We start from the raw sequence: 20,836 nt of genomic DNA on the forward strand, positions 1-20,836 counted from the left end.
TCATAACGAGCGGTTAAGGTATCCCTCACTCTGCACATTATAAGATGGGTTTATCCTGTCAGAAGACGGCGCGGAAATGAATTCTGTTGACCGTCTATAACAAAAGCCTGGAGGCAAAGCATGGAGATGTTGTCTGGCGCGGAAATGGTCGTCCGATCGCTTATCGATCAGGGCGTGAAACAAGTGTTCGGCTATCCCGGAGGCGCGGTTCTCGATATTTATGACGCGCTGCACACGGTAGGCGGTATTGATCATGTTCTGGTTCGTCATGAACAGGCTGCTGTGCATATGGCTGACGGCCTGGCCCGCGCCACGGGCGAAGTGGGTGTAGTGCTGGTCACTTCGGGGCCGGGAGCGACCAATGCCATCACCGGCATTGCGACTGCGTATATGGACTCTATTCCACTGGTCATTCTCTCCGGACAGGTGGCGACGTCACTGATTGGCTATGATGCGTTTCAGGAATGCGACATGGTGGGGATCTCACGCCCCGTGGTGAAGCACAGCTTTCTGGTTAAGCAAACGGAAGATATCCCGGGCGTGCTGAAAAAAGCCTTCTGGCTGGCCGCCAGCGGTCGTCCTGGGCCAGTGGTTGTCGATCTGCCAAAAGATATTCTCAATCCCGCGAATAAACTGCCTTACCTGTGGCCTGAGTCGGTGAGCATGCGTTCGTATAATCCGACGACGCAAGGGCACAAAGGCCAGATTAAGCGTGCGCTGCAAACGCTGCTGGCTGCGAAAAAGCCCGTAGTCTATGTGGGGGGCGGCGCCGTCAATGCAGCCTGTGAAACGCAACTACGCGAACTGATTGAGAAGCTGAACCTTCCTGTCGCGTCATCGCTGATGGGGCTGGGGGCATTCCCGGCTACCCACCGTCAGGCGCTGGGCATGCTGGGTATGCATGGCACCTATGAAGCCAATATGACGATGCACCATTCTGATGTGATTTTTGCCGTCGGCGTACGTTTTGACGATCGCACCACCAATAACCTGGCGAAATACTGTCCGAATGCGACGGTGCTACACATTGATATCGATCCTACTTCTATCTCTAAAACGGTGCCGGCGGATGTGCCCATCGTGGGGGACGCACGACAGGTGCTGGATCAAATGTTGGAACTGCTGGCGCAGGAGACCGCCTCTCAACCGCTGGATGAGATCCGTGACTGGTGGCAACAAATCGAACAATGGCGCGGCCGTCAGTGCCTTAAATACGACACGCAGAGTGAAAACATCAAGCCGCAGGCGGTGATCGAGACGATCTGGCATCTGACCAAAGGCGAGGCGTATGTCACTTCTGACGTAGGCCAGCATCAGATGTTCGCTGCGTTGTATTACCCGTTTGATAAACCGCGTCGCTGGATCAACTCAGGCGGGCTTGGCACGATGGGCTTTGGTCTGCCCGCCGCGCTGGGGGTGAAGCTGGCGTTGCCGAACGAAACGGTTATCTGCGTAACGGGTGATGGCAGTATACAGATGAATATTCAGGAGCTTTCTACTGCGCTGCAATATGAGTTGCCAGTGCTGGTGCTTAACCTGAATAACGGTTACCTCGGTATGGTGAAGCAGTGGCAGGATATGATTTATTCCGGCCGTCACTCTCAGTCTTATATGAAGTCACTTCCGGACTTTGTCCGTCTGGCTGAAGCCTATGGTCATATTGGCATGCGGGTAACCGATCCGTCAGAGCTGGAAGCGAAGCTCGGCGAAGCGCTTGAGCACGTTAAAAACAATCGCCTCGTCTTCATGGACGTCATCGTAGACGGCACAGAGCACGTTTATCCGATGCATATCCGTGGCGGTGGTATGGATGAAATGTGGTTAAGCAAAACGGAGAGAACCTGATATGCGCCGGATATTATCTGTATTACTGGAAAATGAGTCGGGCGCACTGTCACGCGTCATTGGGCTTTTTGCGCAGCGCGGATACAACATTGAAAGCCTGACCGTTGCGCCGACCGATGATCCAACGCTCTCCCGCATGACGATCCAGACTGTCGGCGATGCGAAAGTGCTTGAGCAGATCGAAAAGCAATTGCACAAGCTGGTGGACGTGTTGCGCGTCAGCGAGCTGGGGCAGGGGGCTTACGTCGAACGTGAAGTGATGCTGGTGAAAATTCAGGCCAGCGGTTATGGCCGTGAAGAGGTCAAGCGTAACACGGATATTTTCCGTGGGCAGATCATTGACGTCACGCCTTCTATATATACTGTGCAGCTTGCCGGAACGAGCGATAAGCTGGATGCGTTCCTGGCCTCCGTCAGGGATGTGGCAAAAATTGTTGAAGTTGCGCGCTCTGGCGTTGTTGGCCTCTCGCGCGGCGATAAAATCATGCGTTAGTTGCGCAAAAGGTTCGCCTCTTTCAGCCCGGTAGCCAAAGCCGGGCTTTTTTTTGCGTAATCCACCGACAACGCGGACAAAAGCGGTTGCCGTGAAAGCTATTCTGCGTTTAGATGTTAAAATATTTAACCATAACCTTGACAGGGCCATGGACTTTTTTCTTTTTTTGAGGGGCAATTGTGAAACTGGATGAAATCGCCCGGCTCGCCGGCGTGTCGAGAACCACGGCCAGCTATGTGATTAACGGTAAAGCAAAGCAGTATCGTGTCAGCGATAAGACCGTTGAGAAAGTGATGGCAGTCGTTCGTGAGCATAATTACCATCCGAATGCTGTCGCCGCAGGTTTACGTGCCGGACGCACCCGCTCGATTGGCCTGGTGATCCCGGATCTGGAAAACACCAGCTATACCCGCATCGCCAACTATCTTGAACGTCAGGCTCGTCAGCGGGGCTATCAGCTGTTGATTGCCTGCTCCGAGGATCAGCCCGACAACGAGATGCGCTGCATTGAGCATCTGCTGCAACGTCAGGTTGACGCCATCATCGTGTCGACCTCTTTACCACCCGAGCATCCTTTCTATCAGCGCTGGGCGAACGATCCATTCCCGATTGTGGCGCTGGATCGTGCTTTGGATCGTGAACATTTCACCAGCGTCGTAGGTGCCGATCAGGACGATGCAGAAATGCTGGCTGCCGAGCTGCGTACCTTCCCGGCGGAAACGGTGCTCTATCTTGGCGCTTTGCCTGAACTATCCGTGAGCTTCCTGCGTGAACAAGGGTTCCGTACGGCGTGGAAAGACGATCCGCGTGACGTTCATTATCTGTATGCCAACAGCTATGAGCGCGAAGCGGCTGCTCAGCTGTTCGAGAAATGGCTGGAAACGCACCCGATGCCGCAGGCGTTGTTTACCACCTCGTTTGCCCTGTTGCAGGGGGTGATGGACGTGACGTTACGTCGCGATGGCAAGCTGCCATCCGATCTGGCGATTGCGACCTTCGGCGATAACGAACTGCTCGACTTCCTGCAATGTCCGGTGCTGGCCGTGGCTCAGCGTCACCGCGACGTCGCCGAGCGCGTGCTTGAGATTGTTCTGGCAAGCCTGGATGAACCTCGCAAACCGAAACCCGGGCTTACGCGTATCAAACGTAATCTCTATCGGCGCGGGATTTTGAGCCGCCATTAATATTTCCACAGGGGCGGTAAAACTGCCCCTTTTGCGGTAATGACTCCAACTTACTGATAGTGTTTTATGTTCAGATAATGCCCGATGACCTTGTCATGCAGCTCCACCGATTTTGAGAACGACAGTGACTTCCGTCCCAGCCTTGCCAGATGTTGTCTCAGATTCAGGTTATGTCGCTCAATGCGCTGAGTGTAACGCTTGCTGATAACGTGCAGCTTTCCCTTCAGGCGGGGTTCATACAGCGGCCAGCCATCCGTCATCCATACCACGACCTCAAAGGCCGACAGCAGGCCCAGAAGACGCTCCAGCGTGGCCAACGTGCGTTACCTAACAATAAACCTGTTTAAATATCCAGATAAAAACATTCAATCTGGGTCAAATGAGTGATACAGTTTCACCCATAAGACCCAATGGAGGCAATATGTCTGAATTTGAATTACTGGCGCAGGATCTGCTTGAGAAAGCAGAAGCGGAAGAACAACTGCGACAGGAAAATGATAAAAAGCTGCTCGGGCAGGTGCTGGAAATCTATGACCAGAAGTACGTGGCTGAACTGCTTAGAAAAGTTGGTAAAAATGAGTGGAGTCGCGAGACTCTTAATCGCTGGATTAATGGTAAGTGCTCACCTAAGACGCTGACGTTAGCCGAAGAGGAACTTCTACGAAAAATGCTTCCGGAAGCGCCTGCACATCACCCTGACTATGCCTTCCGGTTTATTGACCTGTTTGCTGGGATTGGAGGTATACGGAAGGGCTTCGAAACCATCGGTGGCCAGTGCGTTTTTACCAGTGAATGGAATAAAGAGGCTGTGCGCACATATAAAGCTAACTGGTTTAACGATGCTCAGGAACACACTTTCAATCTCGATATTCGTGAAGTCACGCTCAGTGATAAACCTGAAGTACCTGAAAACGATGCCTATGCTTACATTAATGAGCATGTGCCGGATCATGATGTACTTCTAGCAGGTTTCCCCTGTCAACCGTTTAGCCTTGCGGGCGTAAGCAAGAAAAACTCGCTCGGGCGCGCGCATGGTTTCGAATGTGAGGCTCAGGGAACGCTTTTCTTCGATGTGGCGCGTATTATCCGCGCAAAAAAACCTGCCATCTTTGTTCTTGAAAACGTTAAAAACCTGAAGAGCCATGACAAGGGTAAAACCTTTAAAGTCATCATGGATACCCTCGACGAACTGGGCTATGAAGTTGCGGATGCAGCTGAGATGGGCAAAAACGATCCTAAAGTTATCGACGGAAAGCACTTTTTACCTCAGCACCGAGAACGTATCGTTTTGGTCGGTTTCCGCCGTGATCTGAACATTCACCAGGGCTTTACCCTGCGCGATATTAGTCGTTTTTATCCGGAACAGCGTCCGTCATTTGGCGAACTGCTGGAACCCGTGGTTGACAGCAAATATATACTGACGCCGAAACTCTGGGAGTATCTCTATAACTACGCCAAAAAGCACGCAGCTAAGGGTAACGGATTCGGTTTTGGCCTCGTTAATCCTGAAAATAAAGAAAGCATTGCCCGTACGCTTTCTGCTCGCTATCACAAAGACGGGTCTGAAATTCTGATAGACCGTGGCTGGGATATGGCCACAGGTGAAACAGACTTCGCGAACGAAGAAAATCAGGCGCATCGGCCCCGCAGGCTGACTCCGCGAGAGTGCGCGCGCCTTATGGGTTTTGAAAAAGTAGATGGCAGGCCTTTTCGCATTCCTGTGTCAGACACTCAGTCGTACAGGCAGTTCGGTAACTCCGTAGTGGTGCCCGTGTTTGAAGCCGTAGCCAAACTGCTTGAACCTTATATCCTGAAAGCGGTTAATGCCGATTCGTGCAAGGTTGAACGAATCTGATCGCTCCTCCCGGTATTTATGCCGGGAGATAATCTATGGAATATCTGCGTAAAGCCCTGTCAGCTCAGCAATAAACGCACCTAGCGTCATTAGCTCAGCTCTCACCGCCTCCGGGTATTTTTTGTGCAGAGATGATGGCACGACCAATCTGACACCCGACTCCCGCATCTCCCGATATTGAGCCAGAGAAACTCCCTCCTGGAGTGTAAACAGATGCACCTGATGAATTTTATCGGCCTCATTCAGTATCTGACGCCAGCGATCCTTACAGGTAGTCTTGACTGCCAGCATGCGCAGATTTTCTACGGGAAACTCAGTATCGTGGTAAGCCCCTGCGGAAGGGAAAAGGAAATCGGGTTTTTTATTACCTTCTGTGATGGCCTGCGTCGCAAAGTGTCGCAGGCCGTGCTCAATGAATAGATGCTCCAGGTGCAGTTCCAGCGACTTCCCGGCTCTGGATTTACGGCGATTGCTGACAGAATTGGCCAGCGCAATAAATTCATCCACAGAGCCAAATCCTTTCCGGATGATATCCAGAACATGCAGTTCCTCAACCAATAGAAATATGTCGTACTCCACGCGCCGGCGGTCAAGAAGTTGCTCATCCGGATCAAGGGAATTTTTCACATAATGGCTGGCTGCATACTGAATAATTTCACTTCCCGACGGAAAGCGCAGGTGCCAGTCTTCAGGTAGAATATATTTATGATTTACTGGCGCTTGCTGTAGAGATAGTCCGCCTAGAATCTGTCCTGCGGGGCCGGATATAAGCGCTCCGGGTATAACTTCACCAATAGCGGTCTCAATGACGTCCTCTTCATCAGTGCTGGCGCATACCCAAATATTTACTTCCTTACAGTCCCCCCCTTGCTCATCAAGCTTGAAAGCCAGGAGCGTCAGAGCCCCTGTATTTTCAGGATCCTGAAGTGGGCTGCCTCTACCCCAGCGGGTAATCCTTTTTTCATTCCGGGTTTTACCAAAATGACGGCTGTTATAATAAATTGCCCTGGCTTCGCTGTCAGGGCAATCATGCGATGACACATGTGCGGTGAGAAAAACCGAAGGGTTCAGTTCACGGGTATGGTTGATAGACGGAAAGAGTTTTTCAACGATACCTGAAGGGATATAAAGCCCTACCTGGTGACCACCTGTTGCGCCGGTATCGTTGGCGGAAAGGCGTTTGATGTAGACGAAGTAATTCTCACATGCGATCTCAAGTAGCCAGTTGTGGAAAACCGACATAAGCATCCCCTGTTACCCTGAAACTCTACTCACCATTTTTTCATGATTATATACAAACAGTGTCATTTTCAGAAGACGACTGCACCAGTTGATTGGGCGTAATGGCTGTTGTGCAGCCAGCTCCTGACAGTTCAATATCAGAAGTGATCTGCACCAATCTCGACTATGCTCAATACTCGTGTGCACCAAAGCGAGGTGAGCATGGCGACGGAGGCTCTGTTGCAAAGATTGGCGGCAGTCAGAGGTAGGCTGTCGCTCTGCGCCGATCAGGCGGCTGCTGCGAAATGGTGGTTGAGCATGCCCATGGCCTCCGTCAGCGCCGAGGGCCCAATGCCAAAAGCTCTCTCCACAAGGCGCACCTCGCCCCTGATGCCGGGCTGCAGGCACCAGGGGCGAGCCTGTCCTTTGCGCAGGGCTCGCATGACTTCGAATCCCTTGATCGTGGCATAGGCCGTGGGGATCGATTTGAAACCGCGCACCGGCTTGATCAGTATCTTGAGCTTTCCGTGATCGGCCTCGATCACGTTATTGAGATACTTCACCTGCCGGTGGGCCGTCTCCCGGTCCAGCTTTCCTTCGCGCTTCAATTCGGTGATCGCTGCACCATAGCTCGGCGCTTTGTCGGTATTGAGCGTGGCAGGCTTTTCCCAGTGCTTCAGGCCTCGCAGGGCCTTGCCCAGGAACCGCTTCGCTGCCTTGGCGCTGCGGGTCGGCGACAGGTAGAAATCGATCGTGTCGCCCCGCTTGTCGACTGCCCGGTACAGGTAGGTCCACTTGCCCCGCACCTTGACGTAGGTTTCATCCAGGCGCCAGCTCGGATCAAAGCCACGCCGCCAGAACCAGCGCAGCCGCTTCTCCATCTCCGGGGCGTAGCACTGGACCCAGCGATAGATCGTCGTATGGTCGACCGAAATGCCGCGTTCCGCCAGCATTTCCTCAAGGTCGCGATAGCTGATCGGATAGCGACAATACCAGCGCACCGCCCACAGGATCACATCACCCTGGAAATGGCGCCACTTGAAATCCGTCATCGTTCCGTCCGTCCAATCTCCGCCAAGCATGCTCAAGCTTCACGATTTTTGCAACAGAGCCCACACGAGTATTGAGCATAGTCGAGATTGGTGCAGATCACTTCTGATATTGAACTGTCAGGAGCTGGCTGCACAACAGCCATTACGCCCAATCAACTGGTGCAGTCGTCTTCTGAAAATGACAATCGTGCCACCGGCTCCAGGTCTTATCGAACAGCTCAGACACATGGTCCAAATGCTGGTCGATCCGTTCGGCCAGTTTTTCGATGGCCTCTTGCTTGAGCTTGTCACTTTCCCTGAACTCGATGTTCAAGGCCCTGGCCACCTGGTTGAGGTTCCGGCCGATAGCTCCAAGCTGCCGGCACGATTCCCGTACGGTGTTCACTTCTTCATCAGTGAGGACCGGCATCCGGTTCAACGACCGCAGTCATTTCTGTACCTAAACAGTCCTGCGAATATGTGAGTTTTGACCTAATGAGCCACAAAAACTCATTTTCGCCCACGATAATTTTTCTACTTCCTTTCTTTGGAATGCTCATTTCAATATTCACATAACGTCGCTATCAATCGCGGAAAAGGCGTAGTGCGCGAAGCGAACGAAGCTTTTTGCCGTCGATTGCATAGCTTTGTTAACCCTTTTTCCAAATTTGATAGCAATAGTTAATGTTTGAAGTAAAGTGTTGCTCAAAAACAACTTCGAAGGTATTTGGAATACTCGGGAAGAAAACATCCCCCTCTGGCTCGATGTCGATCGTCGATAAGTGGAGCGTAGAGGCCATGGGTAATGTTTCTCGGTAAATTTCTCCGCCACCAGACACTATAACGTGACCGGTGAATTCAGCTAGCCTGTCCATGGCCTCTTCGATTGACTGAAATACAACTACATTGTCATCATTTGATGTCCAACCTGAGCGGGTAACGACCGCGTATTTCCTATTGGGGAGTGCGCCCATAGATTCAAACGTCTTGCGACCCACCAGAAGCCACTGATTGTAGGTCAATGCTTTAAAAAGTAGCTGCTCCCCTTTCGCGGACCAGGGTATGTCTGGACCGCAACCAATCACGCCGTTTTTCGCTTTCGCAGCCATCAATGATACTTTCAAGGTTCTCATCCTGGGTTAACTTTGTTTTAGGGCGACTGCCCTGCTGCGTAACATCGTTGCTGCTCCATAACATCAAACATCGACCCACGGCGTAACGCGCTTGCTGCTTGGATGCCCGAGGCATAGACTGTACAAAAAAACAGTCATAACAAGCCATGAAAACCGCCACTGCGCCGTTACCACCGCTGCGTTCGGTCAAGGTTCTGGACCAGTTGCGTGAGCGCATACGCTACTTGCATTACAGTTTACGAACCGAACAGGCTTATGTCCACTGGGTTCGTGCCTTCATCCGTTTCCACGGTGTGCGTCACCCGGCAACCTTGGGCAGCAGCGAAGTCGAGGCATTTCTGTCCTGGCTGGCGAACGAGCGCAAGGTTTCGGTCTCCACGCATCGTCAGGCATTGGCGGCCTTGCTGTTCTTCTACGGCAAGGTGCTGTGCACGGATCTGCCCTGGCTTCAGGAGATCGGAAGACCTCGGCCGTCGCGGCGCTTGCCGGTGGTGCTGACCCCGGATGAAGTGGTTCGCATCCTCGGTTTTCTGGAAGGCGAGCATCGTTTGTTCGCCCAGCTTCTGTATGGAACGGGCATGCGGATCAGTGAGGGTTTGCAACTGCGGGTCAAGGATCTGGATTTCGATCACGGCACGATCATCGTGCGGGAGGGCAAGGGCTCCAAGGATCGGGCCTTGATGTTACCCGAGAGCTTGGCACCCAGCCTGCGCGAGCAGCTGTCGCGTGCACGGGCATGGTGGCTGAAGGACCAGGCCGAGGGCCGCAGCGGCGTTGCGCTTCCCGACGCCCTTGAGCGGAAGTATCCGCGCGCCGGGCATTCCTGGCCGTGGTTCTGGGTTTTTGCGCAGCACACGCATTCGACCGATCCACGGAGCGGTGTCGTGCGTCGCCATCACATGTATGACCAGACCTTTCAGCGCGCCTTCAAACGTGCCGTAGAACAAGCAGGCATCACGAAGCCCGCCACACCGCACACCCTCCGCCACTCGTTCGCGACGGCCTTGCTCCGCAGCGGTTACGACATTCGAACCGTGCAGGATCTGCTCGGCCATTCCGACGTCTCTACGACGATGATTTACACGCATGTGCTGAAAGTTGGCGGTGCCGGAGTGCGCTCACCGCTTGATGCGCTGCCGCCCCTCACTAGTGAGAGGTAGGGCAGCGCAAGTCAATCCTGGCGGATTCACTACCCCTGCGCGAAGGCCATCGGTGCCGCATCGAACGGCCGGTTGCGGAAAGTCCTCCCTGCGTCCGCTGATGGCCGGCAGCAGCCCGTCGTTGCCTGATGGATCCAACCCCTCCGCTGCTATAGTGCAGTCGGCTTCTGACGTTCAGTGCAGCCGTCTTCTGAAAACGACAAACAGCCAGAAAGGCTGTTACAGGCGATTTGATCTGCAACCTATTGGTTAAATTAATGTATCAAAAACGATGGTTTTTGTGACAGTCTTGAAAAGTCCTGACTTCTCCCGAAAAATGACTCCCCTCATGTAACAAAACTCGTTACTGTATCAACATAACAATAACCCCATAACTAATTAGCGAGAAAAGAATGAAAATCGGCTATGCACGTAAATCTACGCATCTTCAGGATGTGGCGCACCAGGTTGACGAACTAACAAAAGCTGGATGTGAGCAAATCGGCACTGTTGCAAATAGTCGGTGGTGATAAACTTATCATCCCCTTTTGCTGATGGAGCTGCACATGAACCCATTCAAAGGCCGGCATTTTCAGCGTGACATCATTCTGTGGGCCGTACGCTGGTACTGCAAATACGGCATCAGTTACCGTGAGCTGCAGGAGATGCTGGCTGAACGCGGAGTGAATGTCGATCACTCCACGATTTACCGCTGGGTTCAGCGTTATGCGCCTGAAATGGAAAAACGGCTGCGCTGGTACTGGCGTAACCCTTCCGATCTTTGCCCGTGGCACATGGATGAAACCTACGTGAAGGTCAATGGCCGCTGGGCGTATCTGTACCGGGCCGTCGACAGCCGGGGCCGCACTGTCGATTTTTATCTCTCCTCCCGTCGTAACAGCAAAGCTGCATACCGGTTTCTGGGTAAAATCCTCAACAACGTGAAGAAGTGGCAGATCCCGCGATTCATCAACACGGATAAAGCGCCCGCCTATGGTCGCGCGCTTGCTCTGCTCAAACGCGAAGGCCGGTGCCCGTCTGACGTTGAACACCGACAGATTAAGTACCGGAACAACGTGATTGAATGCGATCATGGCAAACTGAAACGGATAATCGGCGCCACGCTGGGATTTAAATCCATGAAGACGGCTTACGCCACCATCAAAGGTATTGAGGTGATGCGTGCACTACGCAAAGGCCAGGCCTCAGCATTTTATTATGGTGATCCCCTGGGCGAAATGCGCCTGGTAAGCAGAGTTTTTGAAATGTAAGGCCTTTGAATAAGACAAAAGGCTGCCTCATCGCTAACTTTGCAACAGTGCCTTAATTACCGGTGGGGATTCAGGGATTGGTCGTGCTGTTGCTATTGCCTATGCTCGTGAAGGCGCTGATGTTGCGATTAACTATTTACCTGAAGAAGAAGACGATGCGCGTGAAGTGGTCGATCTGATAAAAAAAGCAGGCAGAAATGTTTTGGCCATCCCCGGAGATATCCGTGATGAGGCTTTTTGCGGTCATCTGGTAACACAGGCGGTAAAAGGACTGGGAGGGTTGGATATCCTCGTCAATAATGCGGGTCGTCAGCAATTTTGTGAGTCAATTGAGGAACTCACCACAGAAGACTTCGACGCAACATTCAAAACCAATGTTTACGCTATGTTTTGGATCACCAAAGCGGCCATACCCCATCTTTCACCAGACAGCGTGATAATTAATACCTCCTCCGTACAGGCTTATGAGCCAAGTGAAATCTTGCTTGATTATGCTCAGACTAAAGCAGCTATCGTGGCATTTACTAAATCGCTGGCGAAACAGCTGGCCCCGAAAGGGATCCGTGTCAATGCCGTCGCGCCGGGTCCATACTGGACTGTACTGCAGTGCTGTGGTGGTCAACCGCAGGAAAAGGTGGAGAAATTTGGGGCAAATGCGCCGCTGGGACGCCCTGGTCAACCGGTGGAAATCGCGCCGCTTTATGTCACCCTGGCCGCTCGGGAGAACAGCTATACGTCTGGTCAGGTCTGGTGTTCTGATGGGGGGACCGGAACCCTCTAACGTTTACGATCTGTGCGTCGAAAGTGACTTTTAAGGCAAGGGCGGACACTATTGTATAAGGGCGGGAGCGGTACTTACCGCTCCGTGAATGCTAACCAATCACCGCGATGCCAAGTCGCTCCATGAGCAACGATGCCTGGTAGTTGTCCAACTTAACGCCTTGTAAATCAACGCCCCGAATATCTAAGTCACCCAACTCCGAATTGGTCAGATCGCAATGTGTGAAGTTTGCTGCTCGCCAGTCGAAAGTCGAAAACTCGCCGCCGGAGAGATCTGAACCACTGAACGTCGCGCCCAGTACCTGGGCACCTATCCAACGGTTTTCCCACAGCTCACACTTTTCCAACACGACTTTCGAAAAATTGGCGTAGCTTAGATTGGTATTCGTGATATATGCGCTACAAAACCAGGTGCGCGTGGTGATCATATTCATAAAGCTTGCGCCGCGGAAATCTGCGCCTTGTGCGCGGCAGTGGCGAATTTCAATGCCCAGCGCACTGGAATTGCGAAAATCCGCCATGGATAAATCACAGCTTTTAAAAATGGCATCTTTCAGCATCGCACGACTAAAATTGCACCCTTTCTGGCTTTCACGATCATAGAACTGACAGCCGATAAATTCAGTGCCGCTCAGGTCGGCACCTGAAAAATCACAGTTAAAAAATGTACTATTTTCAATTTTCTCACCGGTGAAACGGTTTCTGTCAATTTTTTCGCCAACGAGTGCCAGAGCCATATTTGTACCTGTTTTTTTATACCGTAATGGCGTCATGGTAAACCCTGATGAGGTTATGCGTCAAATCCGCCAATATGACATCTGCAAATGTGCGTTAAATCTGGTGTTTTTTCAGCAAAGCGCGAAGCTGATGGTAAGTCAGACCCAGTAATTCAGCGGCTTTTTTCTGGTTAAATTTTGCCTGCTGTAAGCTGGTTTGTAGAAAGTCTTTCTCTTGCTGCTGCTGGAATTCACGCAGATCCAGCGGTAACCCTACAGACATCGGTTTAGTTTCCGGCGCCTGCGGCTGAGTAGTGTGGCGGCGGAAGGGGTCAATGATTATCTCATCCAGCGGGTAATCACTGGTTCCATGCCGGTAAACGGATCGCTCCACGACGTTTTTCAGTTCACGAATATTGCCCGGCCAACGGTAGTGGAGGAGAGTTTCTCTGGCCTCGGCACTAAAACCCGGAAACAGAGGTAATCCGATCTCGCGGCACATCTGAATGGCAAAATGGGGTTCTAGGGATTTTCCGTCCAAAAACGACAAAGTGCTCTGGAGGCCGCGCCGTCCGTGGCCTCCAGAGGGGTATTACTTTTCGCTGACGGGTAAATATCCCTCGATTGAGCGCATAAGCTCCTCCAGATCTGGCAATTTTTCGCTCAATTCGAAGTGGTAAGTCCCCTTGAGGTTAATGTTGTGCCAGGCCACAGGGGATGCCTGTTTGACGATATCTATTCTCTTGGTATCTCCTTGGTATTCGAAGCTGGTCAACAGCTGGCTGAGTATCCTGGAGTTGAAGTAAACGATGGCATTGGTGACCAGGCGAGCGCACTCATTCCATAGCTGGATTTCTTCGTCTGAACTGCCCCGGAACTGATCCCCATTGACGCTGCTCACGGCCCGACGCAGTTGGTGATAGGCCTCTCCCCGGTTCAGCGCGCGCTGAACATAGTTTCTTAAACTGGCATCATCGATGTAGCACAGTAGATAATTCGCTTTCACCAGGCGATTGTATTCCGTCAGGGCTTCCAGCAGCGGGTGATTGCGCTTGTACTCCGAGAGCTTTCTCACCAAGGTGGCTTGCGTTGTTTTCCGCTGCTTAAGTGATACTGCAATCCGTTGGATGGTATCCCAGTGCTGCGCAATACGATGGGTATTGATTGGCTTTTTTAAGCACAGCTGAATTCGGTGTTCTTTGTCTTCCTTGACATCAAACATGTCATTGATCACTTTGCCAACCTGGGCATAGCGTGGGGCAAACTGGTATCCGAACAGATCCAGTAACGCGAAGTTCACATGGTTCACCCCATGGGTATCGGTTGAGAGCACATCCGGAATGATGTCTGACGTATTGCTCATCAACAAATCAAAGATGTAGTGCGATTCATGTTCGTTGGCGCCGATCACTCTGGCGTTGATCGCAGCGTGATTGGCGATCAAGGTCATGGCAGAAACACCTTTTTGAGTGCCAAAGTACTTCGACGAATAACGGGTTTTGAAGGTCTCGCGCCGGGCTTCGAACTTTTGACCATCGGCACTGGCGTGGATCACATCTTCCTGGATGTTGTAGTACCGGAAGATGGGTAGCTTGGCTGTCGCGTTATTGATGTTGTCGTTAGCAGCATTCAATGTTTCCAGGCGAAGATAGTTCGCCTGGATAGTGCTGAGCTGATCATAGGTACGATCAGAGATCTGTGCCATGCCGTAAATGCCTTGATTGGTTGCATTGCCGACCAGAATTGCCAACAGGTCATATTCATGGGAACGGCTTCTGGATTGGGAACCCAGCACATGAGCGAAGCAGTCAATGAAACCGGTGTCACGATCAACCATGCGCAGTACATCCGCAATCCCCGTTGTGGGAATTTGCTGGAAGAAGGGATTGTTGACCAGATGATGTTTGCTGGCCGAAGGCAGGCGCCAGAAGCGTTTACCCTGCGGATTACGCAAGATGATATTCCGGTTGTCTTCCTGTTCAAGATATTCGCCGACTTCGTACAAACGGGTATCCAATTCCATGGCCATCTGTTTGATCAGCTTTTCAGGCTCCTCCGCTAATTTTGTAAAATGGCTCTGTTGAAGCAGCGTATATTTGTTTTTTCGCCAATGTTCCCCGTCGATCAGGTCGGCGTCGAGTGCCCGGTATTTAGTGATATCAGGCAGCGTCAGCTGGCCATTCAGGCGATCAGGAATCTGTTGATAGAGGAACCACTCATAACGATCGATCAGGATATTCCCTTCACCATCCAGCAGGAATTCACGTGATTTTTTGGAAAGGAGTCTGGTGTCGGCAGTTTGCAACTGAGCGTCCTGGCCGTTGAGTTCGTTTTGTGTTTTCGCCAAGGCGGCCGCTAAGTGCTGGGTGCCGTCGCAGCCTTCGAAGCGCAGACATAGGAACAACTCTCGCAGCAAACCTTTCCGCAGACTTTCTTTCTCGTCGCAGTACTGCCACATGGCTTCATCGACCGATCGTCGCTGCTCGTTCAGGAAGAGACATACAGATTCCAGATCCCTTTTGGTCAGCAGGCTCAGTGCTTGCTGTCTTACTGTTGCAAACGGTAGTTGCAGATCAATGCTGTCATCAATGAACAGGTGCAGTACTTCAGCTGCCTTGCTGACATTTTTAGCTGCTTTTTGCCAATCCTTAAACACCGCTTCCTGCGCATAATCCTTTGCCTTCTGTTTGGTCTGTCTGACATGATGCACAAAGCCATCGGCAATACGTTCCAGCGCTTGCTGCCATCGCGTTTGAAGATAGCACAATAAATACAGCCATTGGCTGCCTACGGTTTGACGTTTCAGTTTGGCACCGTAGTAGTCGACTTTCTCTGCCAGGTGTTGCAGATTTTTCTGCGACAGTGATAGCGTGCTCAACAGCAGATCCACTTCCGGCATCCAATGCTGGATATGGCGATAGACAATCAGTTCTTTCTCCAACTCGGTTCCGGTGAAGTTACGAGCCGATTGTCGCAACTGTCGGAACGGCAGTGGACCTGTGCCGTTCACGAGCTCCGCCAGTGCTTGCTTAAGACCGCGTGACATTGCACGCTCAAGGTGCGCGGCCATGTGTTCCTGTTCGTCTCCCACCACCTGACTGATGATCTTTTGCAGCGTGCTGTAGGCAGGGATTGCGATCTTCTGCCCCGAACAATATTCATTGGCCGCATCGAAGAGGTGCCTAGGCGCTGTCCAGGCTCTGGCTTGCTGGGATAAGTAATCTCTCAACGCCGCTCCATGGTCTTTGACATTCCAGCGCTGGTAGTTGCAGAGCTGGAAAACACGTTGGTAAATCCGTTCGTTCTCTTTTGGCGTGAGATTAAAGGGTCTACAGCCTGGGCCTGGTAGAACGGTTTGATAAACGTATTTGAGGTCCTGCTTGATCTGATGAAAGCCGGGATTCAGCACCACCGGCTTGGCTTTGAAATAGCCCAGCAGTACCACCAGCATGTAACGCTGGCCCCGATGACGGAGGCTTTTAGCGATCGCCAGTTCCTTATCGTTCAGCGAGAAAAAGAAGCGTTGGTCGGCGGAGGTGAAAGCGGGGGGTCCATATAACTCATCTTGTTCTGCCTCGGACAAGATTTGGACACGTTCTTCGAATGCCATGGATTTAGCCCAAAAAGACTAAATCTTACTCAAACAGAGCCCAAATAGGGATCTCGAAAAAAGTAATACCCCTCTGGAGGCCACAGACGGCGGGGCCTCCAGAGCACTTTGTCGTTTTTGGACGGAAAATCCCTAGAACCCCTGGGTTGGAAGGCACGGCCAGTTTTGCATTTTCCTGCGCCGCGATCATCGGCACCAGTACCTGCTTGAGGTCACCATAGCGGCGCGAATGAGCGAGCCAGACATCTCCGGAACGAAAAGCATCCCGGAGGTGAAAGAGTACCGCCACTTCCCAAAGACGGGTATCTCCTTTTTCCTGAGCTCGTAAATGACGGTTCCATTTGGAGCTGGGCCGCAGGAAACGCCTTTCTGGCGATGCAACACCTTTCATCTCTCCGATCGACAAAGCTGCTGCTACCAATGGTCCGGCGACCGGCGCGGCTTCGAGCTTCAGACAGCGCAACATGCGGGGCGCATAACGACGAAAGCGATGGTATCCCTGCCCGACATATGCAAGAGGCTCATCGGCTAGCGTGTTGCTGAGTTGAGTCCCTGTCGCTACCAGTTGAGCGAGCCGGTCCCATGCAACCGAACTGGCGACAGCCATCTCCAGCGGGGTTCCGTCACTGCGGGCCTCAAGCAACGAAGCTCCCAGCGCGGTGAAGGTACGGATCGTATCCGTGAGTGTGGCTTTAGAGCCGGAAATTGTTTCGTCATGCTGGCGCTTCGCTTCCCGCCAGGTTTTTCCTACGATCCTGTCATGGGTTTCGACTATGGCATCAGCAATCGCCGCTTCCCACTCCACAACACAGACGGCAAGGATCGCCCAGCGGCGGTCCGAAGTGATGTCACGCAAACCGTCGGTGAAGTAGCGTTCACCCTGCCGACGCAGCCGGGCAATGCGATGGGCAGGTATGCTGGCCAAAGCACTATGATTGATATTCAGGGTACGCAGAAATTCGAGCCTGTCGAGCAAACGGTTAGCAGCAGCCGAGTTGTTACCAACCTCGAAGTTGCGAAGCCAGATGAAACGACTGATATTGCCGGCGAGCATTTCACTCAGAAGTTTGTCCAGGTGATCGCGAACATCCGCTGTTAAATTTTCCGCAATCCGCGTTTCAATCCGCCGCTCAGCGGCGACCAGAGCATCCGCGCACAAGCGCTCGATTGTCGATACTGCGGGCAGAATGGTGGAAGTTTCCCGACACCGCACAATAAAACGATGAGCAAGATCCTCGTTTGATCTGGCATCTTCGGCCTGGCCGAAAGTCCACTCCCGCAGATCACGGGCACCACGGCCCGTGAAGGTCTTGTAGCCGTAAATTTCGCGCAGCGTGTCCATGTGCTGCTGACGGGTTTGGCGCCGTGTGGCATAAGTGAGAAGCGCATCAGCCGGAACTCCAAGCTGAGCACCGACGAAGGAAAGGACTTCACGCGGGATCATCTCACCAGGAGCCAGTGCACGGCCCGGATATCGTAAGGCACAAAGTTGCAGGGCAAAGCCAATCCTGTTTTCCGGTCTGCGGCGCTGCCTAATGTTTTCCAGGTCATCATCGCCCAGCGTGTAGAACTTCAGTAGCGACAGTTCGTCCGTGGGCAGATCGAACAGCGCTGCTCGCTGCCGTTCGGTGAAAATATGGCGTCGTGACATACAAATTCGTCCCTTTTGAAGTATAGTCTGTTTTGGACAACAGCCAGCCCATATAAATCAGGGCGTTCCGATACAAAAATCCAGGAGGGTTCAATTGGGACATCGTGCCGCCATTTACTGCCGGGTTTCAACAGCGGATCAGTCTTGTGAACGCCAGGAATTTGATCTGCGAGCCTTCGCCGGCCGTGCCGGCTACGACGTGGTGGGAATATTTAAGGAAACAGGTTCAGGAACTAAACTCGACCGGGCCGAGCGAAAGAAAGTCCTGGCGCTTGCCCAGTCCAGACAAATTGATGCAATCCTGGTCACTGAGCTTTCCCGGTGGGGGCGCTCGACGCTCGATCTGCTCAATACGCTACGTGAACTGGAGAACTGGAAGGTTTCCGTGATAGCCATGAATGGAATGGCGTTCGATCTTTCGTCGCCGTATGGACGAATGCTGGCGACGTTTCTTTCCGGCATTGCGGAGTTTGAGCGGGATCTCATCAGCGAGCGGGTCAAGTCAGGCCTTGCTGTTGCGAAGGCACGTGGTAAGAGGCTTGGTCGTCAGGCCGGAGTGCGACCAAAATCAGACCGACTTTTGCCTAAGGTGGTTGCGATGAGGGCCGAGGGACGCAGCTATCGCTGGATCGCACGCGAGCTCGGTATCAGCAAGAATACCGTCGCTGACATCGTGCAACGACACAGAGCTAACGCTTAGGGTGTCATTTCGCCCTCAGCCGGAACCGACCCCGAATAGGTTTCGTCGCGGATGTGCCAGGCTTGCAGCCAGGACAGCTTGGCGTAGGTCAGGCCGGGGCTCGACTCGGCCATCTTGGTCAGCCCGAGGTTGATCGCATCACCGAGGATTGCGGACAGCAGCAACGTCCTGTCTTTGGCCTCGGCCCCGTCCTTCAAGTGGGTGAAGTGGCGGCTGAAGCCCGTCCAGTCGTCCACGTCCATCAGCAGTTCGGTGATCTTGATGCGCGGCAGTAACTGGCTGGTTTGGTCGATCAGCGCCTGCGCCCGATCCGGCACCGCCGCATCCAGCGGGGTGATTTTCAGCCCTGACTCGGTGAGGATGGCATCGGGCAGCTCGTTGTCCTTGGCCAGGCGGGTGACGGTGGCCAACTGCTCGTCCAGCAGCTGCAAACGCTCTTCCAGGTACTGGTCGCTGTTCGGGTTGATCGCCAGGGGCAGGGCCTGCTCGCGCTTGAGTGCGGCGAACTTCTCGGCCGGCAGCAGGTAGTCGTCGAAGTCGCGGAACTGCCGCGAGCCCTTGACCCAGATGTCGCCGGAGCGCAGGGCGTTCTTCAGCTCGGACAGGGCGCAGATTTCGTAGAATTTCCGGTCGAGGCCTTCCGGGGTGATCACCAGCGGCTTCCAGCGCGGCTTGATGAAGGCCGTGGGTGCATCGGCCGGCACCTTGCGCAGGTTGTCGGCGTTCATCTCACGCAGGGTCTGCACGGCTGCCAGCACGCCTTGCGCGGCCGGCCCGTGCTGTTCCCCAACTTTTCGCTCGGCGAAGAGTATGAACATGCGCCGCCGGCGACGAATCGCCAAATCTCACCGTATCTCCCGAGCGGACGATTTCGCACCGGTCTGCCCGTCGAAGGGCTTGCGATCGAACGGGGCGACCTTTTCTATGCATGTCCGCGAGCCAGCGTCTTTTATGGCACGGCGCTCGACGCCGACCTTCGGACGCGCGGCGTAAGCACGCTTGTCATGGCCGGGATAAGCACCACCGGCGTTGTTCTTTCAAGCGTCGCCTGGGCTAGTGATGCGGACTACGACGTGCGTTTGGTCCAGGACTGCTGCTACGACCCGGATCGGGATGCCCACGAAGCTCTGTTGCGTTCCGGGTTCGGCGGACGTGTACAGGTCGTGTAATTTTCGGGCCTCGCATGATCGCGGCCATAGCCGCAGGTGGATTGGTGCGAGGCAGGGCCAGTCCAAGTCAGGGTGCGGTCATCGCGGCGCCTGCAACTCTCAAAAACCCATCGCCGTAGCGGAGGTCTTGTAATCGCATGTCATTACGCACGCCCGATTTATTGTTCACAGCGATAGCACCTGCCATTTGGGGCAGCACCTACATTGTCACCACCCAATACCTGCCGAACTTCTCACCGATGACGGTCGCGATGCTGCGGGCGTTGCCGGCGGGTTTATTGCTCGTGATGATCGTCCGACAGATTCCAACGGGAATCTGGTGGATGCGCATCTTCATCCTCGGCGCACTTAATATTTCGCTATTCTGGAGCTTGTTGTTTATTTCGGTCTACCGCCTGCCGGGCGGGGTCGCGGCGACGGTAGGCGCTGTGCAGCCGCTGATGGTCGTGTTCATCTCTGCCGCTCTGCTAGGTAGCCCGATACGATTGATGGCGGTCCTGGGGGCTATTTGCGGAACTGCGGGCGTGGCGCTGTTGGTGTTGACACCAAACGCAGCGCTAGATCCTGTCGGCGTCGCAGCGGGCCTGGCGGGGGCGGTTTCCATGGCGTTCGGAACCGTGCTGACCCGCAAGTGGCAACCTCCCGTGCCTCTGCTCACCTTTACCGCCTGGCAACTGGCGGCCGGAGGACTTCTGCTCGTTCCAGTAGCTTTAGTGTTTGATCCGCCAATCCCGATGCCTACAGGAACCAATGTTCTCGGCCTGGCGTGGCTCGGCCTGATCGGAGCGGGTTTAACCTACTTCCTTTGGTTCCGGGGGATCTCGCGACTCGAACCTACAGTTGTTTCCTTACTGGGCTTTCTCAGCCCGGGGACCGCCGTGTTGCTAGGATGGTTGTTCTTGGATCAGACGCTGAGTGCGCTTCAAATCATCGGCGTCCTGCTCGTGATCGGGAGTATCTGGCTGGGCCAACGTTCCAACCGCACTCCTAGGGCGCGTATAGCTTGCCGGAAGTCGCCTTGACCCGCATGGCATAGGC

General features: G+C 53.4%; 15 protein-coding genes and 5 pseudogenes. 10 read left to right on the top strand and 10 right to left on the bottom strand.

What is annotated here, in order from left to right:
* Nucleotides 1-120: 120 nt before the first annotated feature.
* From ilvI to cra, 3 genes are all read left to right on the top strand, one after another.
* Nucleotides 121-1,845 (top strand): acetolactate synthase 3 large subunit, encoded by a 1,725-nt coding sequence (ilvI, locus tag ACQG1Y_RS03735; RefSeq protein ID WP_015572665.1) that lies wholly within the window; start codon nt 121-123, stop codon nt 1,843-1,845.
* A 1-nt stretch (nt 1,846) separates the two neighbouring features.
* Nucleotides 1,847-2,338, top strand: coding sequence for an acetolactate synthase small subunit (gene ilvN, locus ACQG1Y_RS03740; protein WP_003856371.1), 492 nt, complete (start codon nt 1,847-1,849; stop codon nt 2,336-2,338).
* 179 nt (nt 2,339-2,517) lie between these two features.
* Complete coding sequence (cra, locus tag ACQG1Y_RS03745) at nt 2,518-3,522, top strand: catabolite repressor/activator (protein WP_003856369.1); 1,005 nt, start codon at nt 2,518-2,520, stop codon at nt 3,520-3,522.
* A gap of 50 nt (nt 3,523-3,572) precedes the next feature.
* On the opposite strand, the pseudogene ACQG1Y_RS03750 reads toward cra, so the two are convergent.
* Nucleotides 3,573-3,845 (bottom strand): annotated as a pseudogene (locus tag ACQG1Y_RS03750) (IS1 family transposase); the annotation flags it as partial.
* A 98-nt stretch (nt 3,846-3,943) separates the two neighbouring features.
* Here ACQG1Y_RS03750 and ACQG1Y_RS03755 point away from each other — a divergent pair.
* Nucleotides 3,944-5,377 (top strand): DNA cytosine methyltransferase, encoded by a 1,434-nt coding sequence (locus tag ACQG1Y_RS03755; RefSeq protein WP_001288432.1) that lies wholly within the window; start codon nt 3,944-3,946, stop codon nt 5,375-5,377.
* Between the two features lie 33 nt (nt 5,378-5,410).
* Here the strand turns inward: ACQG1Y_RS03755 and ACQG1Y_RS03760 are convergent, their stop codons facing one another.
* The 4 genes from ACQG1Y_RS03760 to dfrA14 form a co-directional block, all read right to left on the bottom strand.
* Nucleotides 5,411-6,619, bottom strand: a complete 1,209-nt coding sequence (locus tag ACQG1Y_RS03760) for a type II site-specific deoxyribonuclease (RefSeq protein ID WP_001749969.1) — start codon at nt 6,617-6,619, stop codon at nt 5,411-5,413.
* 266 nt (nt 6,620-6,885) lie between these two features.
* Nucleotides 6,886-7,650 (bottom strand): IS6-like element IS6100 family transposase, encoded by a 765-nt coding sequence (locus ACQG1Y_RS03765; protein WP_001389365.1) that lies wholly within the window; start codon nt 7,648-7,650, stop codon nt 6,886-6,888.
* Between the two features lie 142 nt (nt 7,651-7,792).
* Nucleotides 7,793-8,059, bottom strand: a complete 267-nt coding sequence (mobC, locus tag ACQG1Y_RS03770; protein ID WP_001144737.1) for a plasmid mobilization relaxosome protein MobC — start codon at nt 8,057-8,059, stop codon at nt 7,793-7,795.
* A gap of 220 nt (nt 8,060-8,279) precedes the next feature.
* The gene (dfrA14, locus tag ACQG1Y_RS03775) at nt 8,280-8,753 is read right to left on the bottom strand and encodes a trimethoprim-resistant dihydrofolate reductase DfrA14 (RefSeq protein ID WP_004201280.1); all 474 of its coding nucleotides are present in this window, start codon (nt 8,751-8,753) and stop codon (nt 8,280-8,282) included.
* Nucleotides 8,754-8,908: 155 nt separating this feature from the next.
* Between dfrA14 and intI1 the strand changes: the two genes are divergently transcribed.
* From intI1 to ACQG1Y_RS03790, 3 genes and pseudogenes are all read left to right on the top strand, one after another.
* Nucleotides 8,909-9,922, top strand: coding sequence for a class 1 integron integrase IntI1 (gene intI1 / locus ACQG1Y_RS03780; protein ID WP_000845048.1), 1,014 nt, complete (start codon nt 8,909-8,911; stop codon nt 9,920-9,922).
* A 545-nt stretch (nt 9,923-10,467) separates the two neighbouring features.
* Nucleotides 10,468-11,172, top strand: a complete 705-nt coding sequence (locus ACQG1Y_RS03785; RefSeq protein ID WP_001067855.1) for an IS6-like element IS26 family transposase — start codon at nt 10,468-10,470, stop codon at nt 11,170-11,172.
* Nucleotides 11,173-11,221: 49 nt separating this feature from the next.
* A pseudogene (locus tag ACQG1Y_RS03790) lies at nt 11,222-11,953 on the top strand (SDR family oxidoreductase); the annotation flags it as partial.
* 91 nt (nt 11,954-12,044) lie between these two features.
* On the opposite strand, the gene ACQG1Y_RS03795 reads toward ACQG1Y_RS03790, so the two are convergent.
* From ACQG1Y_RS03795 to ACQG1Y_RS03810, 4 genes and pseudogenes are all read right to left on the bottom strand, one after another.
* Nucleotides 12,045-12,689: a quinolone resistance pentapeptide repeat protein QnrB1 gene (locus tag ACQG1Y_RS03795; protein WP_014386481.1), complete on the bottom strand. Its 645-nt coding sequence runs from the start codon at nt 12,687-12,689 to the stop codon at nt 12,045-12,047.
* 94 nt (nt 12,690-12,783) lie between these two features.
* Nucleotides 12,784-13,185, bottom strand: a pseudogene (locus tag ACQG1Y_RS03800) (helix-turn-helix domain-containing protein); the annotation flags it as partial.
* Between the two features lie 75 nt (nt 13,186-13,260).
* On the bottom strand, nt 13,261-16,278 hold the full coding sequence (locus ACQG1Y_RS03805) for a Tn3-like element IS3000 family transposase (RefSeq protein ID WP_004199413.1): 3,018 nt from the start codon (nt 16,276-16,278) through the stop codon (nt 13,261-13,263).
* Between the two features lie 46 nt (nt 16,279-16,324).
* Nucleotides 16,325-17,929 (bottom strand): annotated as a pseudogene (locus ACQG1Y_RS03810) (DUF4158 domain-containing protein); the annotation flags it as partial.
* Between the two features lie 94 nt (nt 17,930-18,023).
* On the opposite strand from ACQG1Y_RS03810, the gene ACQG1Y_RS03815 reads away from it, so the two are divergent.
* Nucleotides 18,024-18,629 (top strand): recombinase family protein, encoded by a 606-nt coding sequence (locus tag ACQG1Y_RS03815; protein WP_000509966.1) that lies wholly within the window; start codon nt 18,024-18,026, stop codon nt 18,627-18,629.
* Between the two features lie 32 nt (nt 18,630-18,661).
* Here the strand turns inward: ACQG1Y_RS03815 and ACQG1Y_RS03820 are convergent.
* Nucleotides 18,662-19,402: pseudogene (locus ACQG1Y_RS03820) on the bottom strand (Tn3 family transposase); the annotation flags it as partial.
* A gap of 3 nt (nt 19,403-19,405) precedes the next feature.
* On the opposite strand from ACQG1Y_RS03820, the gene ACQG1Y_RS03825 reads away from it, so the two are divergent.
* Both ACQG1Y_RS03825 and ACQG1Y_RS03830 read left to right on the top strand, forming a co-directional pair.
* Nucleotides 19,406-19,798, top strand: coding sequence for a cysteine hydrolase family protein (locus ACQG1Y_RS03825; protein ID WP_001351729.1), 393 nt, complete (start codon nt 19,406-19,408; stop codon nt 19,796-19,798).
* A 137-nt stretch (nt 19,799-19,935) separates the two neighbouring features.
* On the top strand, nt 19,936-20,820 hold the full coding sequence (locus ACQG1Y_RS03830; RefSeq protein ID WP_000058717.1) for a DMT family transporter: 885 nt from the start codon (nt 19,936-19,938) through the stop codon (nt 20,818-20,820).
* Nucleotides 20,821-20,836 lie beyond the last annotated feature (16 nt).

It is taken from the genome of Enterobacter cloacae complex sp. 397G4 (assembly GCF_050031515.1).
Classification (GTDB): domain Bacteria; phylum Pseudomonadota; class Gammaproteobacteria; order Enterobacterales; family Enterobacteriaceae; genus Enterobacter; species Enterobacter hormaechei_C.

Bases quoted from the DNA above. Each gene is read 5' to 3' on its own strand.
- ilvI (WP_015572665.1), top strand. From the start codon at position 121: ATGGAGATGTTGTCTGGCGCGGAAATGGTCGTCCGATCGCTTATCGAT.
- ilvN (WP_003856371.1), top strand. From the start codon at position 1,847: ATGCGCCGGATATTATCTGTATTACTGGAAAATGAGTCGGGCGCACTG.
- ACQG1Y_RS03755 (WP_001288432.1), top strand. From the start codon at position 3,944: ATGTCTGAATTTGAATTACTGGCGCAGGATCTGCTTGAGAAAGCAGAA.
- ACQG1Y_RS03760 (WP_001749969.1), bottom strand. From the start codon at position 6,619: ATGTCGGTTTTCCACAACTGGCTACTTGAGATCGCATGTGAGAATTAC.
- ACQG1Y_RS03765 (WP_001389365.1), bottom strand. From the start codon at position 7,650: ATGACGGATTTCAAGTGGCGCCATTTCCAGGGTGATGTGATCCTGTGG.
- mobC (WP_001144737.1), bottom strand. From the start codon at position 8,059: ATGCCGGTCCTCACTGATGAAGAAGTGAACACCGTACGGGAATCGTGC.
- intI1 (WP_000845048.1), top strand. From the start codon at position 8,909: ATGAAAACCGCCACTGCGCCGTTACCACCGCTGCGTTCGGTCAAGGTT.
- ACQG1Y_RS03785 (WP_001067855.1), top strand. From the start codon at position 10,468: ATGAACCCATTCAAAGGCCGGCATTTTCAGCGTGACATCATTCTGTGG.
- ACQG1Y_RS03795 (WP_014386481.1), bottom strand. From the start codon at position 12,689: ATGGCTCTGGCACTCGTTGGCGAAAAAATTGACAGAAACCGTTTCACC.
- ACQG1Y_RS03805 (WP_004199413.1), bottom strand. From the start codon at position 16,278: ATGGCATTCGAAGAACGTGTCCAAATCTTGTCCGAGGCAGAACAAGAT.
- ACQG1Y_RS03830 (WP_000058717.1), top strand. From the start codon at position 19,936: ATGTCATTACGCACGCCCGATTTATTGTTCACAGCGATAGCACCTGCC.